General features: G+C 32.4%; 17 protein-coding genes. 9 read left to right on the top strand and 8 right to left on the bottom strand.

Translation table 11 applies throughout. The features are described 5' to 3' along the window. The first annotated feature begins 8 nt into the window (after positions 1-8). The 5 genes from WAF17_RS05235 (at position 9) to WAF17_RS05215 (ending at position 5026) form a co-directional block, all read left to right on the top strand. A complete protein-coding gene (locus WAF17_RS05235; RefSeq protein ID WP_338767147.1) occupies positions 9-989 on the top strand; it encodes a hypothetical protein in 981 nt (326 codons plus the stop codon). Positions 990-1001: 12 nt separating this feature from the next. Then, on the top strand, positions 1002-1964 hold the full coding sequence (locus tag WAF17_RS05230) for a hypothetical protein (RefSeq protein WP_338767145.1): 963 nt from the start codon (positions 1002-1004) through the stop codon (positions 1962-1964). 87 nt (positions 1965-2051) lie between these two features. Then, positions 2052-3524, top strand: a complete 1473-nt coding sequence (gene murC, locus WAF17_RS05225; RefSeq protein ID WP_338767143.1) for a UDP-N-acetylmuramate--L-alanine ligase — start codon at positions 2052-2054, stop codon at positions 3522-3524. A 208-nt stretch (positions 3525-3732) separates the two neighbouring features. Beyond that, positions 3733-4284: a YtxH domain-containing protein gene (locus WAF17_RS05220; RefSeq protein WP_338767141.1), complete on the top strand. Its 552-nt coding sequence runs from the start codon at positions 3733-3735 to the stop codon at positions 4282-4284. A gap of 238 nt (positions 4285-4522) precedes the next feature. Further along, a complete protein-coding gene (locus tag WAF17_RS05215; RefSeq protein ID WP_338767138.1) occupies positions 4523-5026 on the top strand; it encodes a hypothetical protein in 504 nt (167 codons plus the stop codon). Between the two features lie 117 nt (positions 5027-5143). Here the strand turns inward: WAF17_RS05215 and WAF17_RS05210 are convergent, their stop codons facing one another. The 4 genes from WAF17_RS05210 to rsmI all read right to left on the bottom strand — a co-directional run bounded on the left by WAF17_RS05210 (position 5144) and on the right by rsmI (position 8299). Then, a complete protein-coding gene (locus WAF17_RS05210; RefSeq protein WP_338767136.1) occupies positions 5144-6028 on the bottom strand; it encodes an alpha/beta hydrolase-fold protein in 885 nt (294 codons plus the stop codon). Positions 6029-6184: 156 nt separating this feature from the next. Further along, positions 6185-6808: a hypothetical protein gene (locus WAF17_RS05205; RefSeq protein ID WP_338767134.1), complete on the bottom strand. Its 624-nt coding sequence runs from the start codon at positions 6806-6808 to the stop codon at positions 6185-6187. A 114-nt stretch (positions 6809-6922) separates the two neighbouring features. After that, complete coding sequence (locus WAF17_RS05200) at positions 6923-7501, bottom strand: Crp/Fnr family transcriptional regulator (RefSeq protein WP_338767131.1); 579 nt, start codon at positions 7499-7501, stop codon at positions 6923-6925. A gap of 51 nt (positions 7502-7552) precedes the next feature. Next, on the bottom strand, positions 7553-8299 hold the full coding sequence (rsmI, locus tag WAF17_RS05195) for a 16S rRNA (cytidine(1402)-2'-O)-methyltransferase (protein WP_338767129.1): 747 nt from the start codon (positions 8297-8299) through the stop codon (positions 7553-7555). A gap of 296 nt (positions 8300-8595) precedes the next feature. Here rsmI and WAF17_RS05190 point away from each other — a divergent pair, with 296 nt between their 5' ends. Then, positions 8596-10263: an amidohydrolase gene (locus WAF17_RS05190; protein WP_338767127.1), complete on the top strand. Its 1668-nt coding sequence runs from the start codon at positions 8596-8598 to the stop codon at positions 10261-10263. Positions 10264-10336: 73 nt separating this feature from the next. On the opposite strand, the gene WAF17_RS05185 is transcribed toward WAF17_RS05190, so the two are convergent. The 4 genes from WAF17_RS05185 to WAF17_RS05170 form a co-directional block, all read right to left on the bottom strand. Beyond that, complete coding sequence (locus WAF17_RS05185) at positions 10337-10585, bottom strand: GlsB/YeaQ/YmgE family stress response membrane protein (RefSeq protein WP_338767125.1); 249 nt, start codon at positions 10583-10585, stop codon at positions 10337-10339. Between the two features lie 134 nt (positions 10586-10719). Next, a complete protein-coding gene (xrtF, locus tag WAF17_RS05180) occupies positions 10720-11238 on the bottom strand; it encodes an exosortase family protein XrtF (RefSeq protein ID WP_338767122.1) in 519 nt (172 codons plus the stop codon). 84 nt (positions 11239-11322) lie between these two features. Then, complete coding sequence (locus WAF17_RS05175) at positions 11323-12504, bottom strand: amidohydrolase (RefSeq protein WP_338767120.1); 1182 nt, start codon at positions 12502-12504, stop codon at positions 11323-11325. Positions 12505-12629: 125 nt separating this feature from the next. Continuing rightward, entirely contained in the window at positions 12630-13085 is a 456-nt protein-coding gene (locus tag WAF17_RS05170) for a GNAT family N-acetyltransferase (RefSeq protein WP_338767118.1), read from the bottom strand. Positions 13086-13416: 331 nt separating this feature from the next. Between WAF17_RS05170 and WAF17_RS05165 the strand changes: the two genes are divergently transcribed. The 3 genes from WAF17_RS05165 (at position 13417) to efp (ending at position 19744) form a co-directional block, all read left to right on the top strand. Further along, positions 13417-18597, top strand: a complete 5181-nt coding sequence (locus tag WAF17_RS05165) for a choice-of-anchor D domain-containing protein (RefSeq protein ID WP_338767116.1) — start codon at positions 13417-13419, stop codon at positions 18595-18597. Positions 18598-18691: 94 nt separating this feature from the next. Beyond that, a complete protein-coding gene (locus tag WAF17_RS05160; protein ID WP_338767113.1) occupies positions 18692-18907 on the top strand; it encodes a hypothetical protein in 216 nt (71 codons plus the stop codon). 267 nt (positions 18908-19174) lie between these two features. Beyond that, complete coding sequence (gene efp / locus WAF17_RS05155; protein WP_338767110.1) at positions 19175-19744, top strand: elongation factor P; 570 nt, start codon at positions 19175-19177, stop codon at positions 19742-19744. The last annotated feature ends 119 nt before the right edge of the window (positions 19745-19863 follow it).

Raw genomic sequence — 19863 nt, 5'->3', positions numbered from 1 at the left:
ATTTTAAAATGAAGAAAGAACAAAAACTAAAGTTTAAAGAAATAGCATTTTTTACCTTATTTATTATTCTGAATATAGCTAGTATTATTTGGGCATTATTTTATTCAGATAAGTGGTATGTTAAAGTAGAAGTTATTTTTGGAATATTTGCGTTTGCTATATTCATAAGTATATCTTGGCGATTCTTTTTGGGAAAATATGCTGTGTTATACAACCTAGAATTAATTCCTCGTTTTTTCAAAGAAAGAAAAGCTAGAAGCAGTTTTGACATCACAAAGTATTATTACTTGGGTAGATATTATTTTGATAAAGAAGGTTATAAAAAAACAGAAAAATATTTTGATAGAGCGATGGAAGCCTACTTTTACAAAATTGCTATTTTGAAAATAGAACCAAACTCTGGGGAATCTAAATCAGCAGCCGAACAATTTGGTATAGAAGAAGACATAGAAAACTTTTACAAAAACAATAATGACTTTATAGCTTTCTTGAAATCATTTAAGCTTTATTTATCAAAAGCTTACACTTTTTTTACTATTGGCTTTGACGGAATTACACTTGGAAAAGACCCTATTATTTATTTTATCAAAACAAGAAAAATAATTTCCTCAAACTATGATTTTCTACACGATTTTGATGAAAATAAAAAATGTTTTAAAGAAAGTTTGAATACTGAGACAAAAAATGAAATAAATGAAAATTTTTCCAAAAACTCAATTGATTTTCGCTGCATCGAAGCTAAATTAATGCTAGAATATAACGAATATGCCTACTATGAAAAAGCACTAGAAATAAGCCATGAAATTATAGACATTGTAGAAAAAAGCACCAATCAAACTATTCTATGGCGATTATTATACGTTCGTGGTTGTGCCTATCACAAATTAGGAGAAACAGATTTGGCTTGTAAAGATTGGCAACGTGGAATAGAACTGGGAGATGTAGAGTTTAGTCAGAAAATGTATGATGAGAATTGTAAGGAATCATAAACTAAAAAATCTATGAAACGACATCAAGAAATTTTAGAGATTATAGGAGGATTAATTGGGTTGGGTGTACTCTGTTTTTTTGCGTACAAAGCCTATACAATCATTATTCAGTTTCCTGTTTTTTTTAGTGTTTTGGGTGGACTTTTAATTGTATGGTTGATTTATAATTTCAGAATTACGGCAGCAAGAATTAGCATTTATTTTAATCCAAAAATAGCGTATAATTTACTCAAAAATCATCTTGAAAAAGATCGTGTAGTAGCTTTAAAGAAATATATTTTTAGTAAGGCTGTTTATCATATTTTTTACAAAGCTTCCAAAAATGAGCAAGAAAAATCAACTTTAGAATTACAGAAAGTAGAAAGTTATTTGACAGAATCTTTAGAGTTATTAGAAGAAAGGAATCGAAAAGTAAAAGATAATATTGATAAGAAGAAGTCAGAAGAAATGACTAAAGAATGGAAATATCTTTTTGAAGGAAGACCACAACAAAAAGAATTAGAAAGTCCCTTTTTTATGATAAAGTCAGTTTTTACTTATCTTTTCAAAGCTATAAAATGGTTTATACCAATAGCTAGTAGAGTAATAGCTCTTTACTTTCATTACTCATTTATGAAATCTACAAAAGTTCATTATTATAGGGGTGCAGTTCGTGCAGCCTTAAAAAAACATGAACTTTCTTTAGAAGACTTTGAAGTATGTATAGAAACAGATTATGAAAAAGCATATTCTCTTTACGGAAAAGTCTATGCTTTATCAGGATTAGAACGCTATCAAGAAGCCTTAATAATAATAGAGGAAACCTTAGAAATAGATAAGAAGTTTAATCAAGCTATCTATAAAAGAGGTTCAATTCAAAACAAACTAGGAAACAAAGAAGCAGCCTGTGAAGACTGGAAACTTGCTATAGAATACGGATATAAAGAAGATGAGAAGGAAAAGGAAAAGCGTAAAGAAAAATGTTCTACTTGCTAATCTAAAATTTCTTATCGTTTTTTGTGTAAAATATCAACACCCTCAACGACGCTTTTAAGCTCGTTGATGGTTAATCTAATAGAAAAAATGACTTCTCCTAGCATAGAAAACATACAACTAGAAACTATAAAATACGTTTATTTCATCGGAATTGGTGGAATTGGAATGAGCGCACTGGCTCGTTGGTTTGCTCACAATCAAAAAATGGTAGCAGGTTACGACAAAACTCAAACTCCTCTCACTCAAAATCTTGAAAAAGAAGGCATCAAAATTCATTTTGAAGATAATGTCGACCAAATTCCACAAGAAGTAAGAGAATTTCCAGATGAAACCCTTATTGTAATTACACCAGCCGTTCCTAGTTCACATTCTGAACTGTTATTCTTTCAAAGAAACGGCTATACCATTCTCAAACGTGCTGCTGTTTTGGGACTTCTAACACGCTCTTTAAAAACAGTTGCTGTCGCAGGAACACATGGAAAAACTACCACTTCGACAATGGTAGCCCATCTTTTAAAAGAAAGTGGAATAAACTGTACAGCTTTTTTGGGTGGAATTTCGGCTAATTTTAATTCAAACTTGGTAGTCAATGATATAAATAATACAGGTGAGGTTTGGGCAGTTGTGGAAGCTGATGAATTTGACCGTTCCTTTTTGCATTTGTATCCAACAATTGCCATAGTTACTTCTACCGATGCCGACCACTTGGATATTTATGGAGAAAAAACAGAATTAGAAAAGTCGTTTGGCGATTTTGTAAGTCAGATAAAAGAAAATGGACTCTTATTCGCTCAAAATGAAATAGCCGATTCGGTCAAAGATTCTATTACCAAAAATGAAAATATAGAATTGATAAATTATAGTTCACTTCAAAACAATGATAAAAAAACACAGATTTATGCTACAAATATTCGTTTAGATGAAAAACAAAAAGATTCTTGTCGTTTTGATTTTTTAGATACACTAAAAAATGAACATATAAATAATCTACAACTCTTTATGCCAGGGTTTCATAATGTAGAAAATATGTGTGCTGCCATTGCTGTTGCTAGAAAACTAGAGATTTCAGAAGAGAGTATTAAAAATGCTGTGGCAAGTTTTAAGGGTGTCAAAAGGCGTTTTGAGTATGTCTTTAGAAGTGAGAAAATTACTTATATTGATGATTATGCCCATCACCCAACTGAAATTTCGGCTTTGTTTTCTTCTATCAAACATTTATACCCGAATAAAAAAATAACTGCTATTTTTCAGCCTCATTTATTCTCAAGAACACGAGATTTTCAAGAAGAGTTTGCTCAGAGTTTGAGCTTAGAGAGTCCAAATGATGAACTGATTTTGCTCAATATTTATCCAGCAAGAGAATTACCAATTGAAGGAATTACTTCAGATATTATTTTACAGAAGACTAAAGCTAAGAATAAAACGCTACTCTCTGATAATGAACTACTTAGTTGTATTGAAAATAAAATCAATAAAAATGAAGTAGAAATTTTATTGACAATTGGTGCAGGAAATATCGACCGTTTTGTACAACCTATTTCTGACTTTTTACGTAATTAGATTGCTTCATAATTAGTTATTAATTCTTTAAAATTTATGAGAAAACAAATTAGTTATTTTAAATTTTCTCAAACCTTTTTTAGTAATTATCGTTAATTATATAAGCAATGACTTTACAGAGTTGGTCTTCTTCAAATTTATCAACAAACAAAAAAGTCATTTTTTAATATTGCTTCATTTTTTTAAACTTATAATTTTTACAATTCCTATGAAATTTCAAGAAAACATAAAAAACGCTCAAAGTAGAGTACAAGATAAAGTTAATGATATAGATTTTGATGCTCTTAAAAGCGATGCAAAACATTTAGCTCACGATGCACAAGATTTTGCCAGAGAAAAAGCAGAGTACGCAAAAGAAACTTTATCTGATAGTGTAGAGAAATTTATTCCTTTAGCTCTTGCAGCATATGGTGGAATCAAAACATTTTATGGCAATCAGAAAGAAAAATATACAGATAATGATAGTAGTTCAAATGCAGCTACTAACACTCTTTTGTTTGTAGCAGGTGCGGCTATTGGTGCAACTGTTGGTATTTTACTTGCTCCAGCAAAAGGTTCTGATACTCGTGAACGTATTTCTGGAGAGACCAAAAGAGTCGTTGCTAACGCAGAAGCGAAAGGTAAGAAGTTAGCTAACGAAGCTCAAGAAATTATCAATAAAAATACTGAAGTAGCAAAAACTAAATTCCAAGAGGGAAAGGAAAAAGCTACAGCTTTAGCAAACGATGCTAAAAAGAAAGTAAATTCTAGTGTAAACTAAGAAAGGTTTTTTCAGTCAAGAAATAATTCAAAACCAAGATTTATTAATATTAAGTCTTGGTTTTTTTGTGTCTAATAATTTTCACTTTCTCTCTTTAGTAAAGAATCTGATAATTTAGTATATTGATAAAATGTTGATAATTCATTTTTTCAAAACCTTATAAGCAATTCGTAGAATTATGGATTGATTTTAGTAGATTATAATAGAAAATATCCTATTCACACAATTAATCAACTTTATGAAAGATAAAAATTTACTCTTTTTGCTTCCACTGCTATATCTTATTTTGTCCTCTTTCAATTTTTATCATTTAGAATCAAAAGTAGTAGAAAACGAAATGTTCTTGAGTTCAATTCCTGTAAAAGACAGAGACTGTATTGTAGAAAATTATCAAAAAATAGAACTTTGTCTGATAGAAACCTTTAGTAAAGAATGGTATGATGATTTATGTGAGCAAGATAAAGCAAGTAATCATCGTTTTTATTTTCATATTATTACCAACTCTCAAGGAAAAATACTAAGTATAGAGAAAGATAAGCTTTTCAAAGGAATGACAGAGTATGAATTCGAACAGTTTGCTCTTAGCTTTAAAAGGAATTATGATGTTTGTATTTTCCCTCCTCGTGGAAGTACATTACAAGAGTTCAGAGCAAAACATGGCAATCGTTTGCCTTTTAGCTTTCTTTACTTTCCCAACAAAACACGTACTTTTTTGGAAAATTGGAGGTTAAATAATGGATAATTGTATTATTACAAAGCTCTTATGAATTTGATTTTTATGATTGTGTACAAAAAAAATATGGGTAAAATCAAAAAAAAGGACTTTCAAAGCTAATTTGAAAGTCCTTTTTTTATATAATTATTTTTTCTCTTCATCTTTCTTATGAAATTTCTCAAAGGCTTTATAGACAGCTAAATGTAAAATAGTAGCGTGGTTTTGGTCTAAAATAGGTTCATAAAAAAGAGTAATTGTTCCGTTCTTAGTTTCTTCTAGTTTTTTGATTGAATCAACTAATTTATCAGCTACTTTGTGCATAACTGGATGTTCTTCGCCTAAAGAAACAAAAATTCGTTTTTTATAATCTGTATTTTCTACTTTAGTTTCAGCAATGTTTTTTGATAAATTCTCTAAGAAATCATTAGCTTTTCGCACCATTTTTTGATTGTCCCACCAAAGCGATGGACTTACAATGACATAATCATCAAATAAATGGGATTTCTTGAATAGAATTTCTGTTGCCAAAAGTCCTCCCAAAGATTGCCCAATAATGGTTTTGTGAGAATCAGTTTTATAGTTTTTTTCTATCAAAGGAATTACCTCATTTTCTATATACGCCATAAACTTTTCAGAGCCTCCATTATTCGGAATTGCCTTCAAATCCTGTTTGTCATCACTTGGATATGTAAAATCTCTATATCTTGATTTTCCTAAATTCGAAATTCCGACTACAATAGATTTAGGCAAAATTTCATACATATTCATAAACTGCGCTAACCCTGCAATATGTGGAAAATCTTCATATTGAGAACCATCAAGCACATAAATAACTGGATAAACGGCTGCCGAATCTGGATTGTAACCTTGTGGAAGATAAATATTGAGTGTTCTTTTTTCGTTTAATGCTTTTGAATCAATTTCTTCAATGACACCAAAAGGAAATACTTTTTTGTCTTGTGCAGAAGATTGAAAAATAATAAATTGAGAAAATAGAATGATAATTAATGATAGAATGTATTTTTGCATGAATTTATTAGATTAGATTTATCATATAGAATTCGGTTAGAATTAATCAAAGATACTTTATTATTCTTTTATAATTACAAAGCATAAATGTTTGACTATATTCCTTTAAAAATATAGGCAAACATTTTTTTATTTTACAGAATTTTCTATTTCTAACTAAAAATTAAACCCAAAATGTAACCCTGGTTCTCCAAAAAAGAATTTTGACCATTTATCGTCCCAAACTTTAAACGATTCTGGCATCTTAGTATGGAAAGGACGGTGAGTAATTGCAATAGAAGGTTCAAGAAAAAAGCGATTTTTAAAGAATTTGAATTGATAACCCAAACGATAGGTCATAAATAATTGATACCCATTTTTTATTTTTTTACCCTCTTCATCTACAAAAGTTTGATGAGCATTCATAGCATGAACAGCATTATACAACCCTTTCCACCAAAAATGCTGATAAGCAACTGCAACACCATACTCTCTAATATACCCTGGAAACTTCTCTTCAGGTGCTTCGTATGATTTTCCATACGGAATACCCAATGACCATTCATATTTCCATGTTTTAAACTCTACTGAAATTACATTTTTCGGATTTATTCTATAACCTAAATTTAGTTGAACAAAATCAGGTTTATTTTCAGGGAGAAGATTTCCTAACATAAAAAAAGTGCTTCCTATAAAGTGTTTTTTATAGGTAGAATCAGTTTGAGCATTTGCTGTTTGGATAGAAAAAGTAAAAAGTAGAGCAACAAGAAAAGCTATTAATAAAAGTAGTTTGAGTTTCATAACGTTATTTTTGTTTAGAGTTCTATAAAATGAATACACAAAAATAAGTTGGTGCTATGCTTTATCTCGTTCACTAAAGTTAATAAAAAACTCAAATTCAGAAAAAAAGCGTATTTATTTTCCTTTTTCTGCTAATCTACTACGCAAACGACTCAAAGATTGAGGCTTAATTCCCAAATAACTCGCTAGTTGATATTGTGGTACTCGTTGTAAAAGGTCAGGTCTATTTTTCATCAAGTTGAGATAACGCTGTTCTGGCGAAGAGATTTTAAAATTATCAAAAGTAGTTTGATGATTTACTAATAATTCTTCTGATAAAACCCTACAAAGCGTTTCGAAACGTGGAAACTTCTCAAAAATAACCTCTTCCATACTTGGGTCTGAAACCATAATAATAGAATCTTCTACACAAGAAACAGAATATTCAGACGGTTTTTTAGTGATACTACAAACAGGCGCAAGAGATTCTAATTCTGTATAGAAATTAGTCGTTTTTTCTTCCCCCTCAATTATATAATACGTTCTTAGGCAACCTTTTATAACAAAATATCCTTTCTCTGAAGATTGTCCAGTTTCTAATAAAATAGTTCCTTTTTCATAATTCCTAAACATATCTAAGTCAGTAATTGCCTTTTTTTCTTCTTCTGAAATAGCAATGTATTTGGAAAGATAATCAAAAAGTAAATTTTGCATTTTTGAATGGATTAAGGAATAAAAGTATTTTGAAATTAATCTGGTAACTGATTACCGTTTACTACTAACTGATTTCGCTATTTTTGTTTTTCCTTCCACCACAATTACAAACTCTCCTTTTACCTTTCCATCATTTGAAAAATAATCTATTATTTCTTCTAAAGTTCCATTTTTGGTTTCTTCATAGACTTTTGTAAGCTCACGAGAAACAGATGCGTTTCTATCATTTCCACAAACTTCGGCAAGTTGTGTAAGTGTTTTGATAAGTCGGTGAGGAGATTCGTATAAAATAAAAGTTCGTTTTTCTTCTGCTAAGGCTTCCAAATGTGTTTTCCTACCTTTTTTGTGTGGTAAAAATCCTTCAAAACAAAAACGTTCGCTAGGTAATCCTGATTTTACAAGGGCAGGAACAAAAGCTGTTGCACCAGTCAAGCATTCTATTTCTAAATTTGCTTTTAAGGCTTCACGTACTAGTAAAAAACCAGGGTCAGAAATGGCAGGTGTTCCAGCATCAGAAACGAGTGCAAAAACACTTCCTTGCTGCATTTGCTCTACCCACTTCTGAACAGTATGATGTTCATTGTGAGCGTGATAGCTTTGTAAAGGTTGTTTTATTTCATAGTGTTTTAACAAAACACCTGTTTTGCGTGTATCTTCTGCTAATATCAAATCTACTTTTTTGAGTGTTTCTAAGGCTCTGAGTGTAATATCTGCCAAGTTTCCGATAGGTGTCGGAACGAGGTAAAGCGAAGTAGAGTTTTCTTCTCCGTGTTCTGTATTATTTTCTGTATTTTCCATACTACAAAGGTAAAAATAAAGTAGGAAGTATAAGCAAATTTTGTAAGGAAAAGATACACCTTTTGCTAAATCGGTGTTTTGGTATTTCTTTCGAAAAAAGAAAGAGAAATAGTTTAAATTAGCTAATTTTGATATTCAATTTTGCCTAAGCAATTTCAATTTTGTAGTTTCTAACTTTATTTCTGATTTTATTTATACTGACAAATTTAACTATGAAACCATATTTACTTTATTTGTCTTCTTGTTTCTATACTTTTATTTTTTCTAATTTTCTCGTTTTAGCCCTTTTATTAGTTATGTCTAGTACACTTTCGTCTTGTTCTTCTAAAGAAGCTGTTGATTTGATTGTCCATAATGCAAGAGTTTATACTGTTGATAAAGATTTTTCACAAAAAGAAGCCTTTGCTATTCTTGATGGAAAATTTGTAGAAGTAGGAAAAAGTAAAGATATTTTGAAAAAATATACGAGTGCAAGAATTGTCGATGCCCAAAAACAGTATATTTTACCTGGAATTATTGATGCACATGCCCATCTGTATTGGCTAGGACAAAAATTAGAAGAAGCCAACGTAAGTGAAGCTAAATCGTTTGATGAGGTAATCACAATTTTGAAACAATATAGAGAAGCAAACCCAGATAAAAAATGGATAAAGGGCTATGGTTGGAATCAGAATAATTGGAATCCTGCTATTCTTCCAACAAAAGAAGCATTAGATGAAGCCTTTCCAGATATTCCTGTTTTTTTGAAGCGAATAGACGAACATGTGGCTTTAGTTAATCAAAAAGCATTATCAGAAGCTCGTATCAATCAATATTCCAAAATGCCCAAAGGAGGTACATTAGGAGTTTATGAAGACAAAGGCGAAAAAGGAAAAGAAAACAAGGAAAAAGGACTCAAAGGTTTGAATGGTCTTTTGTATGAAACGGCTATTAATCTAGCTACTGAAAAAATGCCTCAAACAACAGAGGAAGAAATGAAAAGAGCATTTCAAGGAGCAGAAAAAGTCTGTTTTCAGAATGGCGTAACTTCGGTAGGAGATGCACTTATGGATAAAGAAATGTTTGAGCTTTTGGATAGTATGCACCGAGAAGAATCTTTGAAGTTGCGTATCTATACGATGATTGACCCAACAGAAGAAAATCAAGATTATTTTTTAGAAAAAGGAACAATCAAAACTGACCGTCTTCATGCAGGAGCTTTGAAACTATTTGCTGATGGTACGTTGGGTTCGTACGGTGCAGCTATGTTAGAATCTTATTCGGATAGTGCATCAGCTTATGGTGCAATGTGGAGGAGTACAGATGAATATCGTCAGCTTATCAAAAAATTTGCTGATAAAGGTTTTCAAGTAAATACTCATTGTATTGGAGATTCTGCCAACCGTATATTCTTAGATTTATACGGAGAGTTTTTGGGTTCAGAAGAGAACAAAAACAAAGATTTGCGTTGGCGAATAGAACATGCTCAAGTTGTTCATCACGATGATTTAGAGAAATTCAAAAAATTCAAAATTATTCCCTCTGTACAGCCTACTCACGCTATTTCGGATATGCCTTGGGTAGAAACTCGTTTAGGAAGAGTCCGAATGGCTCATGCATATACTTATCGTGAGCTTTACGAACAAAATGATATGATTGCCTTCGGAACTGATTTTCCAATAGAAGCAGTTAATCCTTTTGCTACTTTTCATGCAGCCGTTGCAAGGCAAGATGGTTTGGGAAATCCGAAAGAAGGCTTTCAGATGGAAAATGCCGTAACTCGTGAGGTTGCTCTAAAAGCAATGACAATTTGGTCAGCTTATGCAGCTTTTGAGGAAAATGAAAAAGGAAGTATTGAAGCTGGAAAATTTGCTGACTTTATTCTAATTGATACAGATATTATGAATACGGATAATCGTCTTTTGCGTAATACACATGTATTGCAAACGTATGTAGATGGAGAAATGGTTTATATTAGCAACTAATCTAAGACCTAAAAAAAGCCTTTCAAATCAGTTTTAAATTGAGTTGGAAGGCTATGTGTTTTGAATGGAGCAATTATTTCTTAATTAAACGATAAAGAAAAAGAAGTAATAACGAACCACCAATAGCAACTCCCATACTTGGAAGGTTGAATCCAGTTACGCCAATGCCCAAAAACATTGTTCCTAAGTAACCACCTACCACAGCACCAACGATACCGATAATAATGGTAACGATAAAACCACCAGGGTCTTTACCAGGCATAATAAATTTTGCAATAGCCCCTGCAATAAGTCCAAAAATAATCCATACTAACCAATTCATAATAAGTAAATTTAGGTTCAAAAATAAAAGTCTAAAAAGTTGATTTATCTAAAGATACATATTTTTTTCTGTAAACTTATTTTTTCTCTAAGATTTAGTAGTATGTAATCATCCACAAGTCAAGTGTAATTAACTTAGACTTGTTTTTTTTTCAAGCTAGGAATCATAAACTTATTTACCCAAATAATCCATATCCAAAAAGTAACGCCATAGACAAAAAAAGCAAATACATAATGATGATTAATATCTACAGTTTCAGGGTAATATTTGAAATTTAGAGTAAGAGCTGCAATACGAATCACATTGAGTAGAAAAATAACGATAATACCCAAAGGAATAAACAAAAGTTTGGGTTTGATAGAAACGGGAGTTGCTACAATAAAAGAAGCAAAAAGCGCAAAAAGTGCAAGTCCATTACAAGGTGCGCCTACAGAAACACAAGCCATAGATTTGAGGTAAACAGTATGGGCAAGTGCTTGATAAGAGGCTTCAAAACCTAACCAATTTAGTAATTTTGCACTGCTTTGCCCTACCCATGTCATCAATATCCTATCAACAGGTGTATTTTCTGCTAACCAAAGCTCATATAGCAAATACCAACTTCCATAAATAACCACAAACAAAATTACGAAGCGAAGAACAGGGTTTTTCATATCAATCTTTAGACTATTTAATTTTAAGAAGCGAAATTATGAAATAAAACTGAATATGTTTTAAAATGTCAATTATTACAAAAACTATTCTATTTCTTCTATCAAACTGACAAACATATTTATTCCAGTTTGTGTAATTTCATCAGGAAAGTCATAATCAGAATGATGAAGTTCTGGCGTATTTTTTCCTGAACCTAAACCAAACATTGCACCCTCAAAACGATTAGTAAATTGCCCAAAATCTTCCGACCAGCTAAACGGTTTTTCTTTATTTTGATACTCTAAACCTAGTTTTTTAGCTACTTTTTGGATTAACTCTATACTTTTTTTGGTGTTTGTAGTGGCTGCAAATTTTTCTGAATAGCTAATTTTGAGTTTTAAATCATATTTTTTAGCTAATTCTTGTGCTTTTTGTTCTGTTTTTTTAGATAATAACTCTAAATCTTCATCTAAATAACTTCGCAAAGTAGCACAAACTCGTGCCTTTGCAGGAGAAACACCAAAAGCAATTTCACTAAGACTTTTTCTTGATGTTTCTCCCAAAATAGCATCTACAACCGTTACTAACACAAAATCTTTATTTTCTTTTTGTTCTATAACTTTTTCTGATAAAAAATAAAGAAAAGTAGTGAGCTGACTAAGTGCTAAGGCAGGATTTTTTCCATTTTGTGGCTCGGCAGCGTGAGAGGTAAGCCCTTCAAATTCTACAATTATTCCAGTAGAAGCTGCTGCAAAGGTGTTTTCTCTACAAACAATCAGATTTTTTTCGTAAGAAGGAATATTATGAAGCGCAAAAAAATAATCAATTTTTAAGTCAAGAGCTTTCATTTTTTCATCTTCAAGCATTTGTAAAGCTCCTTCTCCTGTTTCTTCGGCAGGTTGAAAAAGTAAGATTATTCTTTTATTACTTTCTTGATTTATTTTATCAAAATTCTCTTTCAAATAATTAGCAACACCGAGCAAAATTGTCATGTGTCCGTCGTGTCCACATTTATGCGAAACGCCATTATGAATTGATTTATATTCAAAATCATTCAGTTCTGGAATAGGTAAAGCATCTAATTCGGCACGAAAAGCAATCGTTTTGTGTTTAGTTGAATCAAAATTCTTACTTTCCCAAATAGCTATAATTCCTGTATTTCCTATATTTTGATGAATAGAAGTAGGATTGCAGGTTGCGAGAAAATCAACTACAAACTGGGCAGTTTTATATTCTTGATTAGAAAGTTCGGCTATTTTATGAAGGCTTTGACGAGTTTTTTTCATGATAAAGAATACAGTTTAAACACAGAGTTACAGAGAACACAGAGAATAAGGAGAGAAATCAAGAGAATCAAAACGTAATTATGAATTTTTCATTTCCTAGTTCCCAATTCCTATCTCCTAGTTCCCTATTTCTTCCAACGCATTTCTAAATATTTATTTGTAAAACCGAGTCTTTCATAGAGTTTCTTGGCAGGATTGTCTGGTTCTACGTGTAGTGCGACTGAACCGTTTACCTCGTTTAATGCTTCTTCCATAATTTTCTTACCAATTCCTTTTCCTCGTTGAGAACCATCAACGGCAATATAAACTAAGATGTTTTCTGGAATATAATCTTTCATTCCTGTTTCATTGATGACCGTTGCACCAACAATTTTTTCATTCTCTCCTTCATTTTCTATCGCATAAAAAATATAGCCACCTTTGCCTTTTTCTTCTGAAAGTGAATATTCCATAGCCTTTCTGATGTCAGCTTTTGGATCGCCATATTGCTCTAAATGTTTGAAAAGAAATTCATTGATAGTTTCAATTAATGAGTTATCAAAAGTAGAAGTAGGAGTAAGTTTTTTTATGGAAATAGACATGTAATTAGATTTAGATTAGTAAAAATATAAAGGTAGAGAAACAAAGGCTTTTTTTCAAGTAGAATATTTGTATAGTGTTGTTGTTTTTGTGAAAATACTGATTGTAATGAGTCAAATTCTCAATAGAAAAATTTATACAAACTAATTTTTTATTAAACTTAACAAGGTATTTATATAACTTTGTAAGGGTTTTTGAGTAAAATTTTACTTTTTGAGAAGAATCAACAAAAAATCAACATCTTATTTTAGTACAATATCTACCATTCTTCGTACATTCATTGTTACTTAATCGCAAGACTGCTTCAAATCATTCACTAAATTTTAACTTTAAATGAAAAATATTCACTTCCTTTTTCTCTTTTCTCTTTTGTTTGGGGTTTTCCAAATTCAAACCTCCTCTGCACAAGTCTCTATTGCAGATTATAATGCTTTAGTAGCTTTATATAACTCTACTAACGGAAATAGTTGGACAAATAACACCAATTGGAATACTTCTCAAACTCCTGCTAGTAATACAGTAGATAACTCTTGGCATGGAGTTACTGTGGTAGGAGGTAGAGTAACACAACTTAACCTTACTAATAATAACTTAGTAGGTTCTATTCCTACTCAAATTGGTGATTTGACAGCTCTACAAGTTCTGAGGCTCAATACTATTGCAGCAGCTAATCCTAATCAAATTAGTGGAACTTTGCCTACTCAAATAGGTAATTTAACTAACCTTATAGAGTTAGTGCTTAGTTTTAATCAGATTACTGGAAATATTCCTACTTCCATCGGCAACTTAACAAATTTAACAGAGTTAGACCTTTATGGCAATCTATTAAGTGGAAGTATCCCTACACAAATTGGTACTATGACTAGTCTGCAAAGATTTATTGTAGGAGATAATAATCTAACAGGGACAGTACCTTCCCAAATTAATAATCTATCTAACTTAACTAGAATAGAATTACAAGATAATAATTTGACGGGAGTAATTCCGTTATTAAATAACCTTAGTAACCTTGAAGGATTATTTTTGAGTAGTAATCAATTTACAAATTATCCTAACCTTAGCAATTCTACAGGGTTGAATAGGTTAGATGTAGGTAATAACAACCTTCAATTTGCTCCTTTAGAAGCGACTAGAACAAATCCAAATCCTGCAACTTTCAATTATTCTCCACAAGCTATATACCAAGTACCACAAGATACTTACAATAATAATGTAGGAGAAAGCATAACTATGGATGGTACTATTACAGGCGCAAATAATCAGTATCAATGGTATAAAGGAGCTACTCCAATAGGTGGAGCAACGAGTGCAACTTATACGATTCCTAGTCTTGTAGTTGGAGATGCAGGAACTTATACGTGTAGAGTAACAAATACATTAGTTACAGGACTTACAATAATAAGTGAAGATATAACTGTTAGTGTAACAGCTGCACCTACAATCGCTTTAGGAACAATAAACCCAACTACGTATTGTGCAGGAGAAACAATTAGTGTTCCTTTCAATACAACAGGAAGTTTTAATGGAGGTAATACTTTTACAGCACAATTATCAAATGCAGCAGGTAATTTTGGTACACCAATAGCTACTCAAACAGGAACAAGTCCAATTACATTGACAATTCCAGCAGGTGCAACGACAGCAACAGCTTATAGAGTTCGTGTAGTTTCTTCAAATCCAAGTGTAAATAGTAATCAATCAGTTGCACTTACGATTAATGCACTTCCATTAGATAGAACGATTGTAGCAAATCCTGCAACTATCATAAGTGGAAATACTACAAATATTGAAGTTCCAAATTCAGAAACAGGCGTAAGTTATCAATTACAAGACGTATCAAATGGAAATGCAAATGTAGGAAGTCCAGTTACAGGAAATGGAGGAACAATTCAATTACTTACTCAAACACTTACAACAAGCAATGATTTTAGAGTTGTTGCTACAAGAAGTGGTTGTACTCGTACATTTAATACTATAACTGTTACGGTAAATGCCCCAACAATTACTTTAGGAACAATAAACCCAACTACATATTGTGCAGGAGAAACAATTAGTGTTCCTTTCAATACAACAGGAAGTTTTAATGGAGGTAATACTTTTACAGCACAATTATCAAATGCAGCAGGTAATTTTGGTACACCAATAGCTACTCAAACAGGAACAAGTCCAATTATATTGACTATTCCAGCAGGTGCAACGACAGCAACAGCTTATAGAGTTCGTGTAGTTTCTTCAAATCCAAGTGTAAATAGTAATCAATCTGCCTCTCTTACTATTAATACTCGTCCTACAATCAACCTTTCTGTAAGCTCAAATTCGGGCACAGAAGCTGCTGCGACTTCCATAACAGTTACAGCAACAGCATCACAAGCTGTTTCGGGAGACCAGTCAGTAAATTTAGTTGTGAGTGGAACAGATATTACAACAGGAGATTATACAATTAGTAACTCTACAATAACTATTTTAAATGGGCAAACTACTGGAGCAGTAACTTTTACTGTGGTAGATGATGCTCTTATAGAAGGAACAGAAACGGCTATACTAACTATCTCTTCTCCCTCTTCTTGTGCTACTTTAGGAGTAAGCACAACACAAAGTATTGTAATTACAGATAATGATTTTGCGCCTTGTGCTATCACAGCGATTAGTGCAGGAACTCAAACAAATTGTATAGGAGGAGACCCAATAAATGGAACGTATGAATATGCTCAAGACATAACAGTAACTTACTCTAATCCTCCAGCAAGTGGGGATTTAGTTGTCAATGGACAGAGTTTTTCAATCGGCACAAGTCCTCAAACCGTAACCCTTACAGGACTTACACCTGACGGAAATTCAGTAGATGTTATAGCTGTGTTTTCGGCTGATGCAAGCTGTACTTTTACAGAAACGAATGCTTTTACAGCACTAGATGCAGTACGAATTACTAATGTAGTCGTAACGGATGCTACTTGTAATACTAATAGTGGTGGTATTAGTCTTGATGTTAGTGGTGGAACACCTCCTTATTCTTTTTTGTGGAATACTGGAGCAACTACGCAAAATATCACTAATAGCGTGGCAGGTAATTATACTCTTTGGGTAACAGATGCAAGTGGTAATGGTTGTACTGCCTCTATAAACAGAAACATTAATTCAAGTACAGATAACACTGACCCAACGATTACAGCACCGAGCAATGTAACAGTTAATACAGATGCAGGACTTTGTACAGCTTCTGGAGTAACTTTAGGAACTCCAACAGGAAGTGATAATTGTGGAACACCTACCTTTACCAATGATGCTCCTGCTACTTTTCCTATTGGAGTTACAACAGTAACTTGGACTGCAACTGATGGGAATAGCAACATAGCAACAGCAATTCAAACTGTTACTGTAACTGGTGCTAGAGAAATTGGTGTTTTAGGAAATGCAGTTTCTATTATTGATGGAGATGTTACACCTAGTTTGGCTGATGATACAGATTTTGGAAACACAGCTATTGCTAGAACAATAACTTACACCATCGAAAATACAGGCATAGAAGATTTAGATATTTCTTCAATCACTTCAAATAATACAACTGATTTTACAGTAAGTTCTGTGCCAACTACTGTTACAGCAGGTGGAACAGCCACTTTTGATGTTAATTTTACAGCTACTTCGACGGGAACAAGTACCGCAACCATTACAATAAATAATAACGATTGTGATGAAGCCATTTATGATTTTGTAGTACAGGGAGAAAATACTTCTTCTGGCGATATACTTTTAGTAGAAACAGGTATTAATTACCCTTCTATACAAGCAGCCATAGACGCAGCTGTAGCAGGTCAAACGATTCAACCAACATCTGCTAGACTTTATGATGAAAATGTAGTTGTTGATAAAAACCTAACGTTTACTTCTCCTACTGCTTTTACAGATTATACTGATATTAATATTGATGGTATAAAAGTAAATACAGGAATTAGTCTTATTATTGATGGCTATATGAGCATAAATAAAGTCTTAGAAATGGAAGGAACAGCACAAATGACTGTCAATACAGGACAAAATTTTGCTCTTCGTTCGACAACAGATGAAACAGCTTTACTCATAAATGGTTCTACAACCAATACCATCGTTGGAACAGTTATTATGGAACGCTATTTACCTGCTGTTTCAGACGTAGGTGGCACGGATGGTTTGGGCTATCATTTGTTTTCTTCTCCTTTTTCTAATGCTACCGTTTCACAGTTTGGAGATGATATGGGATTAGTTCTGACAACAGCTTACAACACAGCTCCAGAACCAGCTTTTGTTCGTCCTTTCCCTACCTTTTTTCATTATGATGAAACAAATGGGAGAGCTAATACAAGTGCTTATTACAATGACTTTATTTCTAACTATAAAGTTCCAACAACTCCTAATTTGGAAGTAGCAAAAGGCTATCAAGCCAATATCGCCACGGGAACAACAATTGACCTAAACGGAACACTCAATAATGGAGATATTTCTCTTGCTGTTACTAATTCTAGTGGAAACGCAGCCGATGGTTATAATTTGGTCGGTAATCCCTATCCTTCTCCGATTGATTGGGATAACGTTCATGCAGCTTCGATAGGTGTAGAAAATGCACTTTATTTAGAAATTCCAACCAGTCAATACGACGGACGTTTTGCAGAATATGTAGCAGGAACAGGTGTTGTAAATAATGGAGGTAAAAAAGAAATTGCTTCTATGCAAGGCTTTTTTGTCAGAACAGTAGCTGGAGGAACAGTTAATATGAATAATACTGTTCGTTTGGATACAGATACTCGTTTCTACAAAACTACCGAAACACAAAATACAAAAGAAGGTTTAGTACGAGTTGCATTACAAGGAAACAATACTTTGGATGAAACAACTATTTACTTTCAAAACGGAGCAACTGCTAATTTTGATGGAAAGTATGATGCAGCCAAAATTCATAAGTTCAATAGCAAATTATCTACTTTGTATTCATACAACGAAGATGCAGAGGACACTGAATATTTTGCAATCAATGGTTTGGGAAGTTTCAAAGAAAATCAAACACTACCTTTAGCCATGAATATTTTGAAAGGTGGAGACTATGAAATTACGCTTCGTTCGATGAAATATTTCCATTCAAAACACGAACTTTATTTGTATGATTCTTTGACTGATTCACTTCACAATTTGAAAGCAGAAGGTGATTATAAGTTTGAAGCTAAGAAAGGTTATGAAATCAAGCGTTTTGTTCTTTTATTCAAAACAGATGCAAGTCAAGATTTCTTTGAAAATGAAAAGTTGATGGTTTATCCTAATCCAACATCAAACAGCTTTTCATATAGTTTGAAAACAAACAGAGAGGGAACTTATACGATTCGTTTGTTTGATGCAACAGGAAGAGCAATCTTTGAATCAGAGCAATCAAAAGAAGGTGCATTCTTGGAAGGTACAGTAGACCTAGAAAAACACGCTTCTGGTTTGTATTTGCTTCAAGTTTCTGATGCTGACAAAACAATGACAGTTCGTATTGTAAAAGAATAAAAAAGCAATATTTTTATAAAATAGCCGTATTCAATATAATTGATACGGCTATTTATTACTAAAAAGAAATTATCTACATCAAAATATATTCAGTATGTTCAAAAAAATAATAGTATTTCTGATTTCCTTTTTCATTATAGACTTTGCCTTTGGGCAAGGAGGAGGTTTTCCAGTTGATCCTCCTGGCGCACTAACTGCACCGATAGATGGTGGTCTTTCACTTCTTTTAGCAGCAGGGGCAGCTTATGGAGCTAAAAAAGTCTATGATTTTAGAAGTAATGATGGGCAAGAAGATGAGGAAATGAAGTAAAGGAATAATTTCTTTTACGAGATTAGATAGAATAGAAAAAGCTCAAAAAATTTATTTCTCAAGTATAAATACGTTTTTTTATAAAGAATCCATTGGGAATTTATCTTTCTAATGGATTTTTTCTGTATTTGAGAGGACTTTTTATCTCATAATTACCAAACTCTCAACTACTTTTCTTAATTTTGCACTTTATAAATTTTCAGTTTGTCTTTTATATCTTCTTTTTATCTAAGCAATAGAATTAAGGAGAGTTATTCTAAAAAAAATATGGCAAGTACTTCAGACATTAAAAACGGTCTTTGTATTGAATACAATAATGGAATCTATATAATAACCGAGTTTTTACACGTAAAACCAGGGAAAGGACCTGCATTTGTACGTACCAAAATGAGAAATGTAGTTACAGGGCGTGTACTTGATAATACATTTTCGGCAGGACACAAAATAACGACTGTTCGTGTAGAGCGTCGTCCGTATCAATACTTGTATAAAGATGAAAATAGCTTTCATTTTATGCATAGAGATACTTACGAACAAACTTTTGTACCTGCTGATGCAGTAGAGCGTTCAGAGTTTTTAAAGGAGGGAATGATTGTAGAAATGATGGTACACGCAGAAACAGAAGAGATTTTGACATGCGACGTACCAGGGTATGTTGAGCTTTTGGTTACTTACAGCGAACCAGGAGTAAAAGGCGATACAGCCACCAATGCTACAAAACCAGCTACTTTGGAAACAGGAGCAGAAATTCAAGTTCCTTTGTTTATCAATGAAGGAGACTTAATAAAGATAAACACAGCAGAACGTTCTTATATGGAACGTATTCGCAATAAATAAGAAAATTAAAAGTTTAAATAAATGGTTTTTGAAAGTATTTTGATAGATACTTCTCAAAAACCGTTTTTTATTTCTATTTTTAGGACATTAAACAAAAAATGAATAGATAAAGTATTCAT

This window comes from Bernardetia sp. ABR2-2B, assembly GCF_037126435.1.
Lineage (GTDB): Bacteria > Bacteroidota > Bacteroidia > Cytophagales > Bernardetiaceae > Bernardetia.
The sequence above is the reverse complement of the archived record's forward strand: the minus strand, read 5'-3'. Positions and strand labels throughout refer to the sequence as shown.